This window comes from Shewanella colwelliana, assembly GCF_001735525.1.
Lineage (GTDB): Bacteria > Pseudomonadota > Gammaproteobacteria > Enterobacterales > Shewanellaceae > Shewanella > Shewanella colwelliana.
On record NZ_MCBT01000001.1, the window covers coordinates 146,770 to 168,324 of the forward strand.

Sequence of the window (21,555 nt, forward strand, 5' to 3'; positions counted from 1 at the left end):
TATATTATGCGAACAGAAAATGCAGTAGACACCTTACGAAGTCGGCTGTGGATACTGCAAGAATTCCAAGATGAAGAAGCATTAGCACAAACAAAAGCTGCCCACGACATTCTCAGTCAACAACTTAGTACTCACCACTTCAAAAAAATTGCAATCACCTCTATTTTTACCAATCTAATTAGGATGAATGACAATTTAGGAGCACTACTTACCTTCGCAGATAAAGGCCTCGCCACCACGACAAAACACGGTATCACAAGCACCAATGGTATGTTAACGGCACGATTTAATATGACCTTACAAGCCATGAGCGAGGAGTTAACCAGTGCGCAAAGCTTAATGATTCGACATGTTGCCCACCAGCAGAAAATTATTCTCTATTTTGCCATCTGTATCCTATTGTTAGGCTCGTTAGCGCTTTTACATCAAATCCAAGCAACCTTAAAAGTTTTTAACCAAAGCCTTCTTAGGTTAACTAAAGGGATCCTGCGCCTCAGCAAAGGCGATCTGCAGACAAAAATTATGATACAGCAAGACAATGAGCTGTCTGACGTCGCCGAGCAATTCAATAAAATGACATTAAGGCTCAACGAAACCACCATAAAAAAAGAAGCCCTTCAGTTTGAAGTTCAGCGACAAACTCAGCAACTTCAAGCACAACACGAAAAACTCAAATTCGTCGCTGAGCATGATGACCTAACCCAACTTTATTCTCGCAGTGCTTTCGAGCGTCAAATCGATACAGCCATCGCTCGGTGCCATAGAACAGGGATTCATGCCGCCTTGTTGTTTATCGATCTGGACAAATTTAAACAGATTAACGATTCTTTAGGCCATCACATTGGCGATCAAGTCTTAGTCGAGTGTGCAGCGCGTTTACTCAAATCAGTAAGAAGTTCTGATATTTGTGCCCGTATAGGTGGTGATGAGTTTGTTATCTGGCTTGAGCCTATCAGTGGGCTATTAGAAGTTAAATTGGTATGCGACAAAATACTGAAAAATTTGTCGCAACCCCTAAACCTACCTAGCCATCAAGTTCGGCTTGAGGCCAGCATAGGCATCGCCCTGCTGCCCAATGATGATGTCGCCCGTCAAGCCCTCATTAAGATAGCGGACGATAACATGTACCTTGCAAAGCTTACGACTGGTAATAGCTACCAGTTCAGTGAAAGCGCAAATAGTGCACTAAACAACCTTCACTTTCTTTGAAGCCACATTAGTCTTTTTAACTAATTTGGCTGACTTAAAACGGACAATCAACAGGCAAATAAATATCCCTAGATAAATAGAAGGCTCAATAACTTCAGACTTTACTGACCAGTAAAAATGAATGGGTGCCAGCAGTGCAAGTAGATAAATACTGTTATGCAGATTTTGCCAGCTTCGGCCCATTTTCCGCCGAATACGGTTAAATGAGGTAACAGCCAATAGCACCAAAATCAGATAGCCCGATGCACCAACCAAAATATAGGGACGTTTAACAATCTCACTGGCTAACAATTGCCATTCAAATAACAGATCTAAACTCAAGAATGAAAAAATATGCAAAGACGCATAGCCAAACACATAGAGGCCCAATAAACGCCTAGTTTGCATCAATACCCCGAGTTTAAATCGTTTGGCAATCGGCGATACCAGTAATACCGCAACTAAGGCGTTGAGTGCGCCCATCCCTGTATAATGAATAATATACTGCACCGGATCACCACCAGCACGTTCACTCAGCACAGTAAACAACAGATAACAGAAGGGTAAAATTGCCAACAGGTGAAACATCACCTTGATTGGCAGAAGGTGTTTTAAGGATAAACGCACGACAAACTACTCCAATCACAAAACCTAAGGGTTATCTTCGACAGACCTGCATAGCCTAATAAAACCGACTTAAATCCATACCTTTATAGAGGTGCGCAACTTGCTCCCCATAGCCATTAAATGGCTTTGTTGCTATCCGAGTTGCTGAAAATATACCGCCCTCACCGATACGGCGCTCAGTTGCTTGAGACCACCTTGGATGATCGACCTCGGGGTTCACATTGGCGTAAAAGCCATATTCATTGGCAGCAAGTTGATTCCAACTAGTAGGCGGTTGCTTATCCATCACTCGGATACGGACAATCGATTTAATACTCTTAAAACCGTATTTCCAGGGGACGACTAAACGGATCGGCGCACCATTCTGTGCGGGTAACGTTTTGCCGTATAAGCCCACGGCCATAAATGATAAATCGTTCATGGCTTCATCAAGGCGTAGCCCTTCGATATAAGGATAGTGAATACCACCGCCCATTAAACGGCTCTTTTGACCAGGCATCTGGTCAGGGTCAAACAAGGTCTCAAACGCCACGTGGGTTGCCGACGATTTAACCCCAGCCTTTTTAAGTAATGAGGCCAATGAGAAACCGACCCAAGGAACAACCATCGACCATGCCTCGACACAGCGTAAACGGTAGATACGCTCCTCGAGCGCAAACAGCTTAGTCAAATCATCTAAATCTAACGTTAGCGGGTTATCCACTAATCCTTCAATTTTTAATACCCAAGGATCAACTTTAAAACCTTGTGCATTATCAACAGGATCTGTTTTGCTGGTGCCGAACTCATAAAAATTATTATGGGTTATCACTTTTTGCATTGGGGTGAGTGTCTCTTTTAACCCAAATGCACTGTTTTTGGTGAAGTCGAGCACTTGGGTCACAAAAGGATCAACGGCTTTCTTTTCTCCAAACAGATCAAAAAGGCCGGCCTGAACATGTCCGGGGATACTTGCACCTATCGCACCAAGCCCTAAGGCTTTAATGATGTTACGTCTGTCATTAAACACGCCCTCCGGGGTGACACTGTTTTCTTTTTCATTCCAGCTAGAAGCAGACTTAATCTTGCCAAATTTAGTGCTTTTCACTCACACACCTCTGTGATTGCTTAACTCATACCTCAATAGATAGCACGAAGAGCCAAAAAATTTCACATAAAAAATAATTAACGCATAAGAGTTAAGCAAACACCCTTTGACCTATTGAACACTAAGGTGTCCCATGAGACGCTTAACCCATCTTAAATTACTGGTGTTGCTTTTATGCCTGTTGCCCTTTCCTTATCCGTTCCTGAAATCATTGCATTGGCCGGTGTCGCCTTTCTCTCCATTCTTATCGGTGCGCTGATCAATCAATGCCTCACTCGCAGCAGATGGCAGCAGCTGAAGCAACAACAGATTGATGAGCACGCCGTTGCGATTGAAGCACTCAACCAACAACAAGCACTAACTCAAGCTGCATTAGAAGACAAGCAACAAGATAATTATGCACTGCAGCAAAAGTTAGAGCACCAAATGACATTATTAGGCATGAGCCAAGCACAAGCCCTGCGATGCAGTGATTTAGAAGAACAATTGCAGCAAACACAACGTAAACAGTTAGAAACCCAACTTGCCTTGTCAAAATCCAATGCGATGCAGCAAACCTTAATGGTGAAACATCAAGCAGAAGCGCAAGCATTAGAGGATAGAATCGCCCAACTTAACGCCTCAGAGACGCGCTTAAGTGAGCAGTTTGAAAACCTCGCCAACAAAATATTTGATGCCAAAAGCGAAAAGCTACAGAGCCAGAGTCAACAACAGTTAGGCCATATACTGTCGCCCTTCAAGCAACAATTAGAGGGCTTTCGTCAGCAGGTGCAGGAGTCATATACCATAGAGCAAGCTGAGCGAAGTGCTTTCAAACATCAGTTAGAATCGCTAAAAGCGTTAAACTTACAGATGAGCCAAGACGCCATCAATTTAACCAAAGCCTTAAAGGGTGACAACAAGCAACAGGGCAATTGGGGTGAAGTGATCTTAGAACGGGTACTGCAAGAAAGCGGCCTGCGTGAAGGTCATGAATATGATACCCAACAAGACCTTAAAAATGATCAGGGTAAACGATTTAAACCCGATGTCATTGTTCACCTACCAGAAAACAAAGATGTAGTGATTGATGCCAAAATGTCACTAGTTGCCTATGAGCGTTATTTCAATAGCGACGATGAAGCGATTAAACTGACAGCCATTAAAGAACACTGCCAATCTATTCGAGCCCATATTAAAGGGCTCAGTCAAAAGGACTACCAGCAGTTGCATGGCTTAAAAAGCCTCGATTATGTGCTAATGTTTATTCCACTCGAACCTGCATTCTTGTTAGCGATTGAACATGATCCTAGCTTGGTTAACTATGCACTTGAAAACAACATAATGTTGGTTAGCCCAACCAATCTATTGGTCGCCTTAAGAACAATCAATAATATCTGGCGTTATGAGTATCAAAACCAAAATGCGCAGCGGATCGCCAAGCAAGCGGGTAAAATGTATGACAAATTGTGTGGTTACATAGAGGATATGGACAAAGTGGGCCGCGCCATCGACTCTCTGGATAAAAGCTACCAAAATGCAATGGGTAAGCTGAGCACAGGCAAAGGAAATTTGCTTCGTCAAGCTCATCAGATGCAGCAACTTGGTGTCGTCACCACTAAACAGCTTGATGCACAACTGGTGGATAAAGCGTTAGATGAGCATCAAGCGTTTGACACAAAACTGAATTAAAGGAATGTTAACCTGGTGGTGAGTCGCCACATTTAATAGGGAAAGTTAACTAGGAGTTAATAAAAATGCCATTGCCGTTATATCGCATTTTTGCTTATCGAGTTTTACAACTGTTTATAGCGATGTTGATAAGCACGAGTGCCAGTGCATCCGCGCTAACCGCACATCAACAGCAGTACCTCGAAGCCAGAGAAGCGTTATCACAAGAAAGAATGGCTGACTATCAATCACTGCGTCACACGCTCAAGGGCTATCCATTAACGCCCTATCTGGATTTTCATGCCAATATTGATGATATTTTATCGCTAGATGGCAGCACGGCATTAACCGCAATCGCCTCTTTTCAAGACACGCCTTTATATCAAACAGCACGTTATCGTTATCTAATGGCTGCTGGTAAACAAAAGCGCTGGCAAGACTTTTTGCTTATCAGTCCTGACGAACCTAACAACTTAGTACTGCAATGCTATTTCTATCGGGCCCAAAGAACCGCTGGTAAGCTTGAGTTGGCTTATAAAGGAGCTAGCAAACTCTGGCTACATGGACGCTCACGCCCCAAGGAATGCGATCCTCTATTCACGGAATGGGAAAAAGCAGGCTACCGCACTCAAGACTTAATCTGGTCACGTATGTTATTGGCTTTCAATGCAGGTGAATATGGGCTACTCAAGTTTTTGGCAAAAAAGGTCACCACACATAAAAGCGATGCGCAGCGCTTGCTCAGTGTTTATAAAGACCCAAGAACCTTAAGACACAGTAAACCGTTTCTCGCTAAAGCAAATATTAACGCCGATATTGTCGATGCAGGTATTCGTCGCCTAGCAAAAAAAGATCTTAACAAAGCGGTAAAACTCTACTTGATGTATCAAAAAGCGGACCGCTTTAGTGATCATCAAGGACGAAAACTAAGTCGTTATTTGATTAAACGAGCCCTCATACGACAAGAGGACTCACTGCAAAGCTTTATCGATAGCATGCTACCGCTGCTCGATAGCGATGATTTAGTAGAACTCAGACTCCGCTGGGCTATTCGCCAAGCCGATAAAGAAAAGTTACCGCAGCTTCTCACCTTACTTACGCCAGAGAAACAGCAAAAGGCACGCTGGCAATATTGGCTAACAAAATACCCGCAGCACACGAACGCCTTAACACAGCAAGGGTTAGTTAACCTAGCACAGCAACGCAATTTTTACGGCTTCAGTGCCGCCGATACCCTAAGCCTTGAGTTTCAACTGGGGCATCAGACAACCCTTAAAGATGCTGAAATATACACCAGCCTAGACCATGACGCAGGCTTAGCCCGCGTAGAAGAGCTACTCGCAATCGATAAAACCATCGATGCTCGTGCAGAATGGGTATTAATGCTTAATCGCCATCCAAAAGCCGTAAGGGCTCAATATGGCCTGCTCGCCCAAGCGCGCCAGTGGCATGATTTAGGCGTACAAGCGAGCATTCAAGCACAACTTTGGAATGATATGACGATGCGTTTTCCCTATGCCGCGGACAAAGCCTTTAAGCAAGCCAGCCAACAGGTCAATGTAGATATTAATGAGATCAGAGCAATTGCCCGCAGGGAATCCGCCTTTTATCCGTGGGCCACGTCAGGTGTTGGCGCACGAGGTTTAATGCAATTGATGCCTGCAACAGCGAAAGAGACCGCTAAAAAATCAAAACTAAAATACCGTGGTCAAAAGAGCCTGTATGACATCGACATTAACACCCAACTGGGTAGTCGCTACTACAAACGCCTGCTTGAGCAATTTAACGGCAATAGAGTACTGGCTACCGCCGCTTACAATGCAGGTCCACACAGAGTCAAACGCTGGCTAGCAGTCAGTGATGGTCAGTTAGATGTCATGAGTTTTATCGAATCTATCCCCTTCACTGAAACTCGAGAGTATGTCCAAGCTGTGCTGAGTTATCGCATCATTTATCAAATCAAGCAACAGCAACCACCACAGCTGTTTTCTGAGCAGGAGCTCGCATTTCGTTACTAATGTCGACTTAATCAGAGATGTGTTAGTGCAAATTAGCAGCAGTTAGATCACTGATTATCAAAGATTCCTTGATCACCGCCCAGCAAGTGTTAATAATTATCATTTAGATTAACAGCGACGCATCATGACAGATCTTGCAATGCTCACTATGGGATGCGAGTACCAACCTTTGGTTAATGCCCAAACTGGGACAATTTACGGCTACGAAGCACTCGCTCGTTTTGTTACACCCAATAACAACCCTATTGCACCCAATCAGGTATTCGATCGACTGCATCATCACCCTGCGTTGCTAACCCAAGTTGAACTGGCGGCAAAACAGTTACAAATTGCCCATTCAAATCCTAATTTGGCGCTTTTTGTCAACCTAGACCCACACGCAGTTGATCTTGAAAATCTTCCTCTTTTTATTCGTGAGTTTGTCACGCATAGACACCTTACCGTTGAAATTATTGAAAATACCTGCGTTAACGATGCTCAAAAATCTGAAAAACTGGTCACTCAGTTACATCTATCTCAGATTAACACCGCTCTCGATGATATTGGTGCCCCCCATGCCATGCTGTCGCTTGCACTGATGAGCCAAGTGAGTTGCCTAAAATTTGATATGAGTTGGCTTAACCAACTCGCGTGTAGCCAGCAACGTTATCTCATTCAATCCTTAGTTCAGTACGGTAAATTTGCGGGGAAATTGACTATTTTAGAAGGTATTGAAACCGCAAAGCAGCTCAATACTGCACAGGAACTGGGCATCGACTTAGTGCAAGGCTTTCTATTTAAAACGGACTTTGTCACAGCCAAACCTAGGATCGCCTTGAAACAACTTATCAAGGCACACGACAACACAGAAACCATTATTGGCTAGCCAAAACAGCCGTTATATCGCATAGTTAAGCGATACTCGAGATAATGAATATTGATAAATGTTGGCTCACTCTCTACAAGGACAGTTATGTCTCACCAAGCGATAACCGCGTTATTAGCGCAACTCGAACAGGTACTGTTAGGTAAACCACAGCAAATAAAGTTGGCCATCACCTGTATTTTAGCCAAGGGACACCTTTTGATTGAAGATCTTCCAGGCATGGGGAAAACCAGTCTGTCCCAGGGGCTAGCGCAAAGTCTGGGCCTGAGCCATCAAAGAGTACAATTTACCAGTGACATGTTGCCAGCGGATATCTTGGGGGTATCCATTTTTGATAAAGAACAATCTCAATTCGTATTCCATCCAGGGCCTATCTTTAAGCAGATGGTGCTAGCCGATGAGATCAACCGTGCTAGCCCTAAAACTCAAAGTGCACTGTTAGAAGCGATGGCGGAGCAACAGATAACGGTTGATGGCATTACACACCCCTTACCAAGTCCCTTCTTTGTGATAGCGACGCAAAACCCAAGCGAACAGTCAGGCACTTTTCCGTTACCTGAATCACAGCTAGATAGATTTATGATGCGCCTCTCTATCGGCTATCCCGACAGCGAAGCTGAATTGGCAATGCTTAAAGGGGAAGGCACGACTGTGCAAGGCAACCATCTGCCACAGTGTATCGATCCGATGACATTAAAAAATCTACAGCAACAAGTATTGGATGTAAAAGCCTCCGACGCGTTGCTCAACTACATCTTGGCGCTTATTAATGGGTCTCGCCAACTAAACGAAGGTTATGGGCTATCCCCTAGAGCCAGCAAATCACTGCTCAACGCAGCAAAAGCATGGGCATTCATCGCAGGCAGACACTACATAGTGCCAGAAGATGTGCAGGCGGTATTTCCTGCTGTTGCCGAACACAGGCTACGTCATGTCAGCCAGCAACAGGGAGAAGCGCTGTCCCATAAACTACTCAATAGTACTAATCCAATATTGTGATCAGTATGGACTTGAACCAGACAACAGACACCGTTTACCAACGCTGGTGGAAAAGCTGGTTATCTCGGCGGCTACCGCCACAAAATCGAGTGACATTAGCCCACAAAAGCATCTTTATCTTGCCCACAGGCTTTGGCCTTATCTGGTTACTGCTGGTGGTTCTGCTGTTCCTATTTGGTACCAATTATCAAAACAACTTGGTTATCGCGCTTAGCTTATTGCTATTGAGCCTATTTAATACTTGCATTATTTATAGCTATCGTAATTTAGCGGGAATGACCCTAGAAGCAAAAACAGGCCCTCACGTTTACGCTGGGCAAACCGTACTCTATCCGGTTTACCTTAGTGCCAATCAGGTACAACACCAAGTTACGCTGTCTTACGGCGACAACGAAACTCAAACTGTCGCCAATGTCACCGATAAAGCGGTGCAAACCTTAGTCCCCTTTGCCAGCCAACGCCGAGGGTGGACTCACCCCGGCAGGCTTAAAGTTGAATCTCGTTATCCACTGGGACTATGCCGAGCTTGGTCAAATGTCGATCTTGATAATGCGCAGATCGTTTTCGCCACACCTATCGCTAGCGTGACGCAATTGCATCAACATCTACAAGATGGCACAACTGAGCAACCCCTACGAGGCCGGTCAACTCAAGGTGTAGAGGAGTTTAAGGGATTAAAGCCCTACGTGTTTGGTGAATCTCTACATCAAATTGCATGGAAACAGCTCGCTCAGGGGCGCGGTATGTTAACTAAAGAGTTTGAACAGCCACTCAGTGCGCCAACCTGGCTAACGTTTAATGACAAACACCCGGATTTAGAACTTCAACTCAGTGAATTAACTTGGTCTGTTGACCAATTGAGCGAGCAAGAACAAGCCTTTGGATTAGTGCTTCCAAACCAAACATATATGCCGGCAACAGGCCAGCATCACCGTTTAGCATCGCTTAAAGCGATCGCGACGATAGATCACATTAGCACTAAGGGCAACCTCGGATGAGTCTCGCACAAGGGGAGATTATTGGTCGCCAGAGCCTACTCTGGCTACTCATGGTCAATACACTGGTGTTATTACCCCTGTATGACAAAATGACGCCATGGAGTATGGGAATATGTGCCATCTGTTTACTGTGGCGACTCGGTATCTTCAGCGGAAAAGTCGCTAAGCCGCCACGCTACCTCGTCACGGCGCTAGCGGTGGCATCGGCCATTACGCTTGCCCTAGTTACCAGTCAAATAGGGATGCTTAATGGACTAATTAACTTGCTTATTTTAGGTTACGCACTTAAATATATCGAGATGCGAGATCGTCGAGACGTGCGTGCAGTGGTGCTAGTGGGCTATTTTCTCATCGCCATCACGTTTATTGAGAAACAGAGCTTGTGGTTTACGATACAGCTCACTTTAGTCGCCACAATCAATACCTGTGTATTAGTCAGCCTCTATCGAAATAGCGATTCGCTGCGCAGTACAGCGCGCCTCGGAACACAACTAATGCTGCAAAGTCTCCCCCTTGCGCTGTTTCTGTTTGTCGTACTGCCAAGATTACCGCCACTTTGGCTAGTTCCTTCAGCTAACAATGCCACGACCGGGCTCTCCGATGAGGTCTCATTTGGTGATATTGATCAGTTAACCCGCTCTACGGCGTTAGCGTTTCGGGTCACTTTTGATGCCGAGCAACCAAACAACGCAGAACTGTATTGGCGCGCACTGGTTATGGAGAATTACGATGGCAAACGTTGGACGCAAGATGAGAGTATCAAAAAAATTGAAAGAGCGGCCAACGCCGCCGCGAACAGAAAACCACCCCAAGGCCCGTTTATTAGTTATGAAGTGATCACTGAACCCAGCCGTCAACATTGGTTGTATGGTATGGACCTCGCTTATAGCAGTGAAGCTGATATCCTCAACCTGCCCGATGGCCGTTTATACGCGGTATCGCGAGTCGACAAAAAACTCGAATACCGAGTCAGCTCCTTTAAAGAAGCGATACTCGACCGCCGCTTAGCACCAAACGTCAAAGCTCTTAACCTTGCATTACCCGAAAAAGGCAATCCAAAGACCCGGGCATTGGCACTGCAGTTCAAAAAAGATCACCCCGAACCCAAGGCGCGGTTAACTGCCATGATGCGCTATTTTAATGAGTCGCCCTACTTCTATACCCTACGCCCCCCCCAAGTTGGGCCGCAGCAGTTGGATGATTTTCTGTTTGAAAATAAAGCAGGTTTTTGTGTGCATTATGCCAGTGCATTTGCCTTTATGGCCCGTGCGACAGGTCTCCCCGCGCGGCTAGTGACAGGCTATCAAGGCGGTGAATGGAACCGAACCGCTGGTTATCTCAGTGTTTATCAATATATGGCACATGCGTGGGTCGAAGTGTGGCTACCCCAGTCTGGCTGGACCCGCTACGATCCCACAGCGATGATAGCACCTTCACGAATAGACGATGGATTTGATGCATTCTTTAACCCGCAGCAAAGCTACCTATTAGAAAGTCCATTTAGTACGCTCAGATTACGCCAATATCCACTGCTTAATAACCTGAGACTATCATTGGCTAGTATCGATTATTACTGGAGCAAATGGGTGTTGGGCTTTGATAATGAAAGGCAAAGCATGATCTTGAAAAAACTACTTGGGGATGTAACAAGCACTAAGCTTGCCATTTTCATGTTACTGATTTTAGCCACAATAGGTCTTGCAATCGCCTACAGTGTAGGGTTACTGCACTTTTCTCGGCAGCAAGATAAGGTGGTCGCGGGATTCGAACAGATCTGCATCATGCTAGCAAAAAAAGGGGTCTCTAGGCCCATCAATGAGTCTCCAAGTGACTATTACAAGCGGGTATTGCAACATTATCCAGGCCTAAGAGAACCCCTTAATCCCTATATCGATTGCTATATCACTCTTAAGTACAAGCCTTTGAGTGATGCTGGGCGAAAAAGGGTTTTAAATCGCTATAGACAAACTTTACATCAGGCTAGAATAGCCATATTACGTCTAAATAAAACTAAGATAGCACCATGATGTTTTTTCCAGCAAAATCATCTAATAATCAGCCGTTTTAATGGCTTTTATTGGACATGAACTAAGAAACACATAGAATGGTTTATCACAATTTGTCCCTAATCGAACATCGGCTTTAGCGGGATAAAAGGCAACGCGGATAAGGCACATTATGCTCTACTTGGTTCAATCAAATAGAATGGAATCTTTGGCAAAACTGCTCGCGGATGAGCTTAAAACGCCCATTGCAAACCAGCCACTATTAACTCCAGAGCAGATACTGGTTCAAAGTCCGGGGATGTCCACGTGGTTGCGTCTAGCCATTGCTGAACATAACAATATTGCTGCCGCATTAGAATTTCCCTTACCCTCAAGTTTCATTTGGCAACTTTGCCACTTGCTACTCAATGATGTGCCCAAAGAGAACGCCTTTACCAAAGCAGCTATGACGTGGAAATTGATGGATCTGTTGCCCCAGCTCATCCACCAGCCGATTTATGCTCCACTCGCGCACTATTTAGAGAACAATACGCTGCAAAGTCATACCGTCGACCACGCCTCGCTTAAGCTGTTTCAACTGTGCGGTCAAATTGCTGATATTTTTGACCAGTACTTAGTGTATCGTCCAGACTGGATTTTAGCTTGGGAAGCGGGAGAAAACACCCTACCGCCTAAACAGGAAATCCTTAACGAATCTCAAGCGTGGCAACCTGTATTATGGCGTGAGCTAATTCATTACAACCACAACCAATTAGCTCAAAGTACCTATCACAGAGCCAATCTCCATCAGGCACTATTCGATACGCTCGACGATCCAAATTGTCCACTGGATGGATTACCGCCGCGCCTATTTGTGTTTGGTATCTCATCCATGGCACCACAAACACTTGAAGTGATAGCTTTTCTCGCCAAACGTATCGATGTCATCATGCTTAACCTCTCCCCCTGCCAACACTACTGGGGAGATATTGTTGACCCCAGGCTCAGGGCTCGCATGGCACTGCAATACGCAGACAAGCATCAACTGGCACAGGACTGGGAAGATAAACTCGAGGTCGGCAACCCGCTGCTAGCTAATAATGGTAAAATGGGGCGTGAACTGCTCGACCTGATGTTAGAACTCCCGGAAGATAATACCGACTTTAGTTTTGAGTGCTTTGAGGACCCAGGCCACCACAACCTGCTCAGTGGCATCCAACATGATATTTTGGAAATGCAAACCCGCGGTGAGAGTTTAGGTCCTAACGGCGAGTTCTATCTTAGTATCGAAGGCCGACGTCCCCTTACGCCTACTGATGACTCAATTACACTGCGAAGCTGCCATAGCCCGTTACGTGAAATCGAAACCCTGCATGATCACTTGCTGACCATGTTGTCAAAACCAGCCGCATCAGGAGAGGTGCTCACCCCTAAAGATATCGTGATCATGATGCCAGATGTTGCGGCATACGCCCCCTATATAGATGCTGTTTTTGCGGCTAAAACAGGCAGCCATTATATCCCTTATGCAATAGCCGATCGTGGCGCGGCTCAAGAATCGCCGCTGATCAGCAGTTTCTTAAAACTACTGACCATCAACCAAAGCCGTTTTGCTCTCACTGACATCATCAGTATTTTAGAGGTGCCAGCTGTGCTGAGGCGTTTTGAACTCGATGATGAGGAACTCAGCTTGATTCGTCGCTGGCTTGAACAAGCTGGCGTGCGTTGGGGGCGGGATGCTGCAGGTCGAACAGCACAACAACTGCCTCCTTTTGAGAAAAATGCGTGGTCATTTGGTATCAAGCGCCTGATCTTAGGCTATAGCTTTAGTGATAATGCTCCGGTCTACCACGACAAGTTAGCCCTAGATGGCGTTGAAGGACAATCAGCCCAAGCATTGGGTAAACTCCTCAATTTTATTGAAGCGCTCGATCAGTTTATGTTACAGCTCAAGGACAGCAGTCCGTTACCCGAACGAATAGAACAGCTGCAACAGTTAGTGGAGCAGTTCTACGATCCCATCGACGAAGAGCTGCAACAGGTACAAACCCTACACGCAGCGATAAGTCGCCTCAACGAAGAGGTTTCACAAGCCATCTATCAAGGCCAATTGAGCATAGATGTACTGCAAAATTGGTTTGTATCGCATCTTTCAGAGTCCCGTGTAGGCCAGCGCTATTTAGCCGGTAGTGTCAATTTCTGTACTCTTATGCCAATGCGCTCCATTCCCTTTAAAGTTGTGTGTTTACTGGGAATGAACGACGGTGTCTATCCTCGCGTACAGCATCCAGTCGGCTTTGACTTAGTCGCACAATATGGCGCGCGCAAAGGCGATCGCTCTCGCCGTCTCGATGACAGATACCTGTTTTTAGAAGCCATACTGTCAGCCAGAGAACAGCTCTATATCAGTTATATTGGCCACAGTGAGCGAGATAATAGCGAACGTATCGCTTCGATGTTAGTGTCAGAATTAGTGGAGTATTGCCAGCTGTGCTATCTACCAAGCTATTTTGACAGGCAAACGGTCAGCATCAACGATATCCAAGCAATTGAGCAAGCCGTTAGTGGGCAGTTGATCATCATGCAACCGCTGCAGCCTTTCGATGAGCGTCTCTATCAAGACGGCGGTACACTGCAACAAAGCTATAGCGAGCAATGGTGTCCAACCACCGCAGGCGGCGAGCCACATTTAGACTCCGGGTTTATCAACGCACCATTGACTCTCACCGATGAGCAAGAAAGTAACGAATTGGAACTGTCGGCGTTAATCCGTTTCTTCCGCAACCCAGCACAGTACTTTTTTAACCGTTCGCTTAAATTAGATCTCAATCTTTCGATTCAAGCCGATGATAATGATGAACCCTTCAGTTTAAATCCACTGTCACGCTACCAACTGCAAAGTGGCCTCATTGACGATGCAATCCGCCAGCAGCAAGAATCACCCGACTCACAGATGTTGCACAAATTAAAACTGGCAGGTCAACTACCACTGGCACCTTTTGATGACCTACTGCTAAACCAATATTTGCACGATATTAAACCAGTTATTGGTCGAACCCTTTATTTAAAAGGTGAAAAGGCGCACTCGGTTGATATCACGCTTGAGCTTGGCAACACCGCCCAACAAACATTAGTGGGGCGTATCGATGCCATTTCGGCAAAAGGGCTAGTTAACTATCGACCTGGCACTGCCAATGCCCGGGACCTTATTAGGGTGTATCTGCGTCATCTGTGTCTCAATGCCTGCACCACGCCGCAAGCCAGTACACAAAATAGAACCAGTTACTTACTCGACATTGGCCACTTTCATGCCTTTGCAGCCATTGAACCGCACCAAGCCCTCAATCAGCTGAAAATATGGGTCGATTATTTCAATCAAGGACAAAGTGTACCGCTTATGTTTATTCCCAGAACCGCATTGGCCTATGTAGAAGCTGAGGGCGATCATCACGAGAAGTTACTGGCAGCACAGACACAGTGGCTTGATGAACAGAGTCAACTCGGTGAAGGGTTAGAACCTCACTTCCAACGCCTCTATCGCTTTCCCGATGATTTCGATGCTCAAGGTTTTGGCGAGATCAGTTCCACACTGCTCTCTCCCATGCTGAGTCTTTACCACAAAGCACCGTTAAATGAGTTAGTCGGCTATGTGGAGGGGCAGTAATGCAGCACAGTAAATCATTAGATACCTTAACATTACCGTTTGGCGGAAAACGGCTAATCGAAGCCAGTGCGGGCACGGGTAAAACCTATACCATTGCGGGCCTCTATGTGCGTTTACTACTGGGACACGAGATCTCGGCACCGCTAAGCTGCGAGCAGATCTTGGTGGTTACCTTTACCAACGCCGCAACGGGTGAGCTTAGGGATCGCATTCGCAAAAAAATCCAGCAGGCTTACAAACGCTTTATAGGCCTCGCCGTCGATGATGAGCTCATTGAGCAGCTGTACCAACAAACCCCAACAACAGAACTTGCCATTGCCCGCAAGCGTTTAGACTTGGCACTCAAATCCTTAGACGAAGCCTCAATTTTTACTATCCATGGCTTTTGCCAGCGGATATTGGCTGATATGGCATTTGAATCGTCGCTATTGTTTGAGTCAGAGTTTACCTTAGATGACAGCGATTTTTTGCACCATGCAGTACGCGATTTTTGGCGTGAAAGCTGCTATCAGCTGCCCAGCTACTTGGCACAAGTAATACAAAATAAGTTTAATGATCCAGACGGATTAGCAAGTCAGCTTCGGCCATTACTGGGGGCAAGCCAAGCGATTGCCACACCAACTCCCATCGAGTTTGCTGCTCTCTCGGCGCAAGTCAGCCAAAGTTTAAGCCGGCTTAAGCTGACTTGGCAGCGAGAGCGAGAGGCAATTGAAGCGTTATTGCATCAACTGCCTCTCAACGGTGTCCGCTTTGGAAAAAAAGACCAAGGTTACCCTAAGCTAGCCGCAATGCTTGATGCCATGGATAACTGGGGCAAATATAGCCAAGCTCTGCCCGATCTTAAAGTGCTCGATGCACTCTCTTTGCACAATCTAAAGCTTAACAAAGGCGGCGTGTTACCCACACCTGATGAAGCCCCGTTACTGGCTCACATTGAAAGTCTAAGCCAATTACTCGCTCAGTTGGTACCTAGCTTTCTTTTTACCGCCCGCGAAGGTATTTCAGCGCGATTTACACGGCAAAAACAGGAACGAAACCTGCTTACGCCTGATGATCTACTCACCACCTTGGCGCACGCATTAACCATGGACAGTGCCACACCACTGGCCACCAGTATTGGTAAACGTTTTCCTGTCGCGCTCATCGATGAGTTCCAAGACACGGATCCATTGCAATATCAGATTTTTAGTCAAATTTATGATCAAGATGAAACGGTGTCAGCGAAACTAAGTCTGCTGATGATTGGCGATCCTAAACAGGCCATTTACGCCTTTCGCGGCGCCGATATCCATACCTATATCAATGCCAGAAATAATACCGAAGAGCACTACAGCTTAGACACCAATTACCGCTCTAGCGCTAATATGATTGCGGGTGTGAACCAGCTGTTTTCGCAGCATTCAGATCCCTTTATCAGTGAGGCCATTCCCTTTGACTCAGTCGCGCCATCGCCCTTTGCAATCAATAAACAACTCATTGAGGCAGAGCACGACAACAGTGGACTGCGAATTAAACTACTCAGTGAAGACCCAGATAAAGGCCTCAATAAGGCCAGCGCTCGCAAACTACTCGCACAAGACTGTGCCAATGAGATAGCGCGGCTATTAACCCAAGCCCAGCAAGGCCAATGTCTGAATTGCGATAAACCATTGAAGGCAAGGGATATTGCTGTACTGGTGCGGGACAGAAATGAAGCCGCATATATTAAAACAGCGTTATCTGAGCGTAACATCGGTGCGGTATTTCTCAGCCGTGATAGCGTTTTTGCCACACTTGAAGCCAGAGAACTCGCACTTATCCTCACCGCAATTGCTAACCCAAAAGATGAGCGAACCCTGCGCAGTGCACTGGCCACTCATCTGCTAGGTTATAACTGCGAGGCGATTCATCGTTTTAACATAGATGAAGATACCCGTCAGACCTTGCTAGAGCAGTTTAACGCATTGCATCAACTTTGGTTGAAACGCGGCGTCATGCCTTGCCTCTTGGCTATGGCCAGCGAGACTAAGTTAATTGAGCGAATTCTCACACAACAAGATGGTCAGCGACGCTTAACTGATTTCAGGCACTTAGGCGAGCTTTTACAGCAAAAAGCCACTGAATTAGATGGGATAAGCGCTCTGGTTAATTGGTATGAACAAGCACTAATAGAGCACCAGGGCACGGAAGAGTCACAGCTTAGGTTAGAGAGTGAGCAAAACTTGGTGCAGATTGTCACCATTCATAAAAGTAAAGGCCTCGAGTATCCTGTCTGCTTTGTGCCCTTTGTCAGCTTAGCCAGAGACAACCGACGCAAGCCCTCGCCTATGCTCTACCATCATGATAATCAACTGCTATGGGACATAGGTCAAACAGACGAAGGCTGGGAAAACCATAAACGAGAAACCCTAGCTGAAGATCTTCGTCTTCTCTACGTAGCGTTAACTCGTCCGGTTCTGGCGTGCTATTTGTATATCGCTAACCACTCAAGGTTCACCAAAAAAGCGGGGATCAGCAGTCAACTTCATGAAACGGCCATAGGTTACCTGCTGGGGATTGAAGATAAAAACTGTGAGTTTTCACAATTACAGAATCACGCACTAAAGCTCGCTAGTGATGCAATTAGTGTCACCACCATAGACAGCATCGCAGAGGCCCAGCCCGTCGAATTCACCGATGAACTCGCCACGCAGTTAGCACCTAAAACCTTAGTGCGACCGACGATGATACCTTGGCGCGTGGGCAGTTACTCCGGCTTGGTCAAACACCTCGCCCATGAGCGAGTCCTGCCTGGCAGTGATGATGAGACCTTTCCTGAAGTTAGCGTTATTCGAGATGAGCAGCCCGCTGCCGCGTCGCGCTTTACTTTCGAGCGTGGGGCAAACGCTGGTAGCTTTCTGCATCTTGTTCTTGAACTTATCGATTTTACCGACGCAGATACCACCTTGAGCACCCAGTTGCCCGGCGCAATGGAGAAATATGCTATCGATGAGCAGTGGCAATCTGTGCTACATCACTGGTATCTTGATTTACTGGCAGCACCGCTTGATAGCAATGCTTGCCTTAGGTTATCAGACCTATCATCTACGCAAACATTAGTGGAAATGGAGTTCTATCTGCCCATTTCACGGCTCAGCGCCAACAAGCTTAATCAGCTATTGACCGAATTTGGCTACAGCGCGGGTTTAGAGTTTGAAAGCTTACAAGGCATGCTCAAAGGTTTTATCGATTTAACCTTCGAGCACAACAATCAATTTTATATTGCCGACTATAAATCTAACCACTTGGGCGATGACTTTCATCACTATCAGGTTGACGCTATGCATCAAGCGATCCGCAGCCACAGATACGATCTGCAATACATCATCTATACCTTAGCGCTGCATCGCTATTTAAAAATGCGTATGCCAAATTATGACTATCAGCAACACTTCGGCGGTTGCTATTACCTATTTCTACGTGGCATGTCAGCCCGCCACGCTCGATCAGGCGTCTATTTCGATAAACCACCGTTGGCGTTAATTGAGCGACTCGATGCCTTATTTGAATATAGCACCAGCGATATGGCCACTAGCGCTCATACATCGACTCAAGTGGAGCAGCCATTATGATCGCATTAGATAAACCGCTCGAGCGCTTACTCAAAGAATGGGAGCAGCAACGACTACTCACCGCTCTTGACAGGCATTTTGCCCTTGAAATGAGCGCTATGCATGCTGACAGCACGCCACTCTTTACCTTTATCTGCGCCCTGCTCAGCCGGCAGCTATCCTTGCAACATACCTGCCTACCACTTAACCTCATTGACAGTAGTAATCCTCTGGCTGAAGTCACTGCTCAGTGTCAGTTATTGGGTTCGACTGTAGAGTTAGTCGATGCCTTAAGCCAAAGTAGCGCTGTTGGCACGCCAAGCGATACAGGTAAGCCATTGATTTTAGATGGAAACAATCTTTACCTGCAACGCTATTATCAATTTGAATATCAGGTGAGTGAGCAACTAAAAAGGCTGTGTGTTCCCATTGATGTTGACGATATCCCACACACTCAAACATTATTGTCCGCATTATTTTCGCCAACAGCCCAGGCACTAGACTGGCAAAAAATTGCCACCGCCACCGCGTTCAGCCACAAACTGGCGGTGATAACGGGTGGCCCAGGTACAGGTAAAACCACCACGGTAACCAAATTATTATTGTTACTCTGCCAGCAGCAAACATTGACCATCAAATTGGTGGCACCAACCGGTAAAGCTGCTGCGCGCTTGAGTGAATCGATAAAGGCTTCCAAAGTACGCTTAGCCACTGAACTTGGGCAAAAGAGCGATCCGCTATCATTAACCGCGTTAGCCGCAGTACCTGAAGAGGCGACAACCCTGCACCGTCTATTGGGCGTGATCCCAAACTCCCATCGCTTCAGGCACCATAAGGATAATCCGCTGCGTCTAGATCTATTGATCGTCGATGAAGCCTCCATGGTTGACCTGCCTATGATGCATAAGCTGCTTGATGCCCTGCCCGAGCATGCGCGCTTGATTTTATTGGGCGATCAAGACCAACTGGCTTCTGTAGAAGCCGGCGCTGTGCTTGCCGATATCTGTGCAGGATTAAAACAGGTCTCTGCAGATGGCGTTAGCCAATGGCGAATGCGCTACAGCCCCGATAAAGCAAAGCTACTCAGCCAATTGACCGCTAGCGACTTAACCCCCTTTGTCAGCCCCGATGCCCAAATTGGCGATGCTCTGGCGATGTTAATGCACAGTCACCGTTTTCAAGGCGATGCCGGCATTGGCTTACTTGCTGGCGCCGTTAATCGCTCTGATCTGGAAGCTATTCTGCACGTTTGGCAACAGGGCTATCAAGAGCTTTTATGGATTGAGCACCAAGACACACCTCAGGGGAATCTTGGGTTGCAAGCACTGCTTACGCAGAGTGTTGAACATTACGGTGTCTATTTAAAAGCCATTGCGAGTGGCTGCCATACGCCCAGTGAGGTCATCGACAGGTTCAATCAATACCGCATACTGTGCGCCATGCGCGTGGGTGAATTTGGCGTCGAAGGTATTAATGCCAGCGTGAGCCAAGCACTGGCTCAGGCGCAACTTATTTCGCTAAGCCATGAATTTTATGCGGGACGCCCAGTGATCATTCAAAGCAACGACTACAATTTGGGACTATTTAACGGCGATATTGGGGTGATTTTGCCAGATGAAACCAATCACTCTCGGCTGATGGCCCATTTTGTTCAAGCCGATGGAAGCCTGTTAAAAGTATTACCCGCTAGGCTTCCTAGCCATGAAACTTGCTTTGCTATGACAGTTCATAAGAGCCAAGGCAGCGAATTTAGCCAAGTGGCACTGGTGTTGCCTCCACGACCGAGCGCTGCACAGCGTCAGCTATTGAGTAAAGAGCTGGTCTACACGGCCATCACTCGGGCCAAAAACCATTTTAGTTGTTTAGGCAGTCAAAAAATCTTTGAGGCAGCCTGTGCTCAAGCAACCCAGCGAGCCTCTGGCCTCGCTAACAGACTTTGGCAGTCATGAACCCAAGCACATTAACTGAGCTGCTGACGCAGTTCGGGAATAATCCACGCAGTAAACCAGCCTTTATCATAGGTAATGGTATTAACCGCTATGGTGCACCTGATGGCGCGATAAATGCGTGGGATACCATGCTACTGCAACTATACCAAGCCTTCGCCGATAGCGCGGTTACCCACATCCCGCACGGTATCTCCCTGACAGAGTTCTACGACTCTTTAACGCTTATCAATCACAGCGAAGATGTATCGCTGCAAAAAGCATTTTGCGCATTGATGGCAAATTGGCAACCCACGGCTCACCATAACGCCATTGTTGAATGGGCTAAGGCACACAATGCCCCTATCTTGACCACTAATTTTGAAGAGACCCTCAGTGCCGATCAGGGGCTCAACTTATATCATAGCAACCCTAAGCGATTTACCGATTACTATCCTTGGGGCAGCCATTTTGCACCACATAACCTTGATGATCCCACCAATGCCTTTGCAATTTGGCATATTAACGGCATGCAACGTTATGCTCGTAGCGTAAGGCTTGGGCTAAGCCATTATATGGGGTCGGTCGAACGAGCACGGGCACTGCTGCACAAAGGGGGCAAAGGACGACTCTTTGCCAATGACGATCTCAGCCATTGGAACGGCAGCTCAACCTGGCTACAGATCCTATTTAGCAATGACTTGGTGTTTATCGGTTTGGGGCTAGAAAGTAGCGAAATATTTATTCGCTGGCTACTGATTGAACGGGCAAAATATTTTAAAGCTTATCCCCAACGTCAACGAGCGGCCTACTTCATTTATGCACAGGAGGCACTGACACCAGGGCAAACCCTGTTCCTTAGTGCAGTCGGTGTAACCTTACTAAAACAAAACACTTACCAAGCCATCTATGAGACCCCTTGGGCAAGTTAGCTAAAACCTATTCCCTAGGATAGAAAACCAGCAATTGAGACCTAAGTA

General features: G+C 46.4%; 13 protein-coding genes. 11 read left to right on the plus strand and 2 right to left on the minus strand.

Annotated features, from left to right (window positions below):
* Positions 1–6 precede the first annotated feature (6 nt).
* Positions 7–1,209, plus strand: coding sequence for a GGDEF domain-containing protein (locus tag BEL05_RS00720; protein ID WP_175427305.1), 1,203 nt, complete (start codon positions 7–9; stop codon positions 1,207–1,209).
* Here BEL05_RS00720 and msrQ read toward each other — a convergent pair.
* A complete protein-coding gene (msrQ, locus tag BEL05_RS00725; protein WP_083250274.1) occupies positions 1,186–1,776 on the minus strand; it encodes a protein-methionine-sulfoxide reductase heme-binding subunit MsrQ in 591 nt (196 codons plus the stop codon). The two genes, BEL05_RS00720 and msrQ, sit on opposite strands and share 24 nt — an antisense overlap.
* A 94-nt stretch (positions 1,777–1,870) precedes the next feature.
* On the minus strand, positions 1,871–2,902 hold the full coding sequence (gene msrP / locus BEL05_RS00730) for a protein-methionine-sulfoxide reductase catalytic subunit MsrP (protein WP_069669974.1): 1,032 nt from the start codon (positions 2,900–2,902) through the stop codon (positions 1,871–1,873).
* A gap of 174 nt (positions 2,903–3,076) precedes the next feature.
* On the opposite strand from msrP, the gene rmuC reads away from it, so the two are divergent.
* From rmuC to BEL05_RS00780, 10 genes are all read left to right on the plus strand, one after another.
* Positions 3,077–4,573 (plus strand): DNA recombination protein RmuC, encoded by a 1,497-nt coding sequence (rmuC, locus tag BEL05_RS00735; protein WP_069669975.1) that lies wholly within the window; start codon positions 3,077–3,079, stop codon positions 4,571–4,573.
* Between the two features lie 65 nt (positions 4,574–4,638).
* Positions 4,639–6,570, plus strand: a complete 1,932-nt coding sequence (locus BEL05_RS00740) for a transglycosylase SLT domain-containing protein (RefSeq protein WP_069669976.1) — start codon at positions 4,639–4,641, stop codon at positions 6,568–6,570.
* Between the two features lie 124 nt (positions 6,571–6,694).
* Positions 6,695–7,435 carry an EAL domain-containing protein gene (locus BEL05_RS00745; RefSeq protein ID WP_069669977.1) on the plus strand — a complete coding sequence of 247 codons (741 nt, stop codon included), beginning with the start codon at positions 6,695–6,697 and terminating at the stop codon, positions 7,433–7,435.
* 87 nt (positions 7,436–7,522) lie between these two features.
* Positions 7,523–8,434 (plus strand): AAA family ATPase, encoded by a 912-nt coding sequence (locus BEL05_RS00750; protein WP_028764967.1) that lies wholly within the window; start codon positions 7,523–7,525, stop codon positions 8,432–8,434.
* A gap of 5 nt (positions 8,435–8,439) precedes the next feature.
* The gene (locus BEL05_RS00755) at positions 8,440–9,432 is read left to right on the plus strand and encodes a DUF58 domain-containing protein (protein WP_069669978.1); all 993 of its coding nucleotides are present in this window, start codon (positions 8,440–8,442) and stop codon (positions 9,430–9,432) included.
* The gene (locus BEL05_RS00760; RefSeq protein WP_069669979.1) at positions 9,429–11,459 is read left to right on the plus strand and encodes a transglutaminase TgpA family protein; all 2,031 of its coding nucleotides are present in this window, start codon (positions 9,429–9,431) and stop codon (positions 11,457–11,459) included. The genes BEL05_RS00755 and BEL05_RS00760 overlap by 4 nt, the downstream gene beginning before the upstream one ends.
* A gap of 151 nt (positions 11,460–11,610) precedes the next feature.
* Positions 11,611–15,081, plus strand: a complete 3,471-nt coding sequence (gene recC / locus BEL05_RS00765; RefSeq protein ID WP_069669980.1) for an exodeoxyribonuclease V subunit gamma — start codon at positions 11,611–11,613, stop codon at positions 15,079–15,081.
* Entirely contained in the window at positions 15,081–18,671 is a 3,591-nt protein-coding gene (recB, locus tag BEL05_RS00770) for an exodeoxyribonuclease V subunit beta (RefSeq protein WP_069669981.1), read from the plus strand. Before recC ends, recB begins: the two co-directional genes overlap by 1 nt.
* On the plus strand, positions 18,668–20,599 hold the full coding sequence (recD, locus tag BEL05_RS00775; RefSeq protein ID WP_069669982.1) for an exodeoxyribonuclease V subunit alpha: 1,932 nt from the start codon (positions 18,668–18,670) through the stop codon (positions 20,597–20,599). Before recB ends, recD begins: the two co-directional genes overlap by 4 nt.
* A complete protein-coding gene (locus tag BEL05_RS00780) occupies positions 20,596–21,507 on the plus strand; it encodes a hypothetical protein (RefSeq protein ID WP_083250268.1) in 912 nt (303 codons plus the stop codon). The genes recD and BEL05_RS00780 overlap by 4 nt, the downstream gene beginning before the upstream one ends.
* Positions 21,508–21,555: the final 48 nt, after the last annotated feature.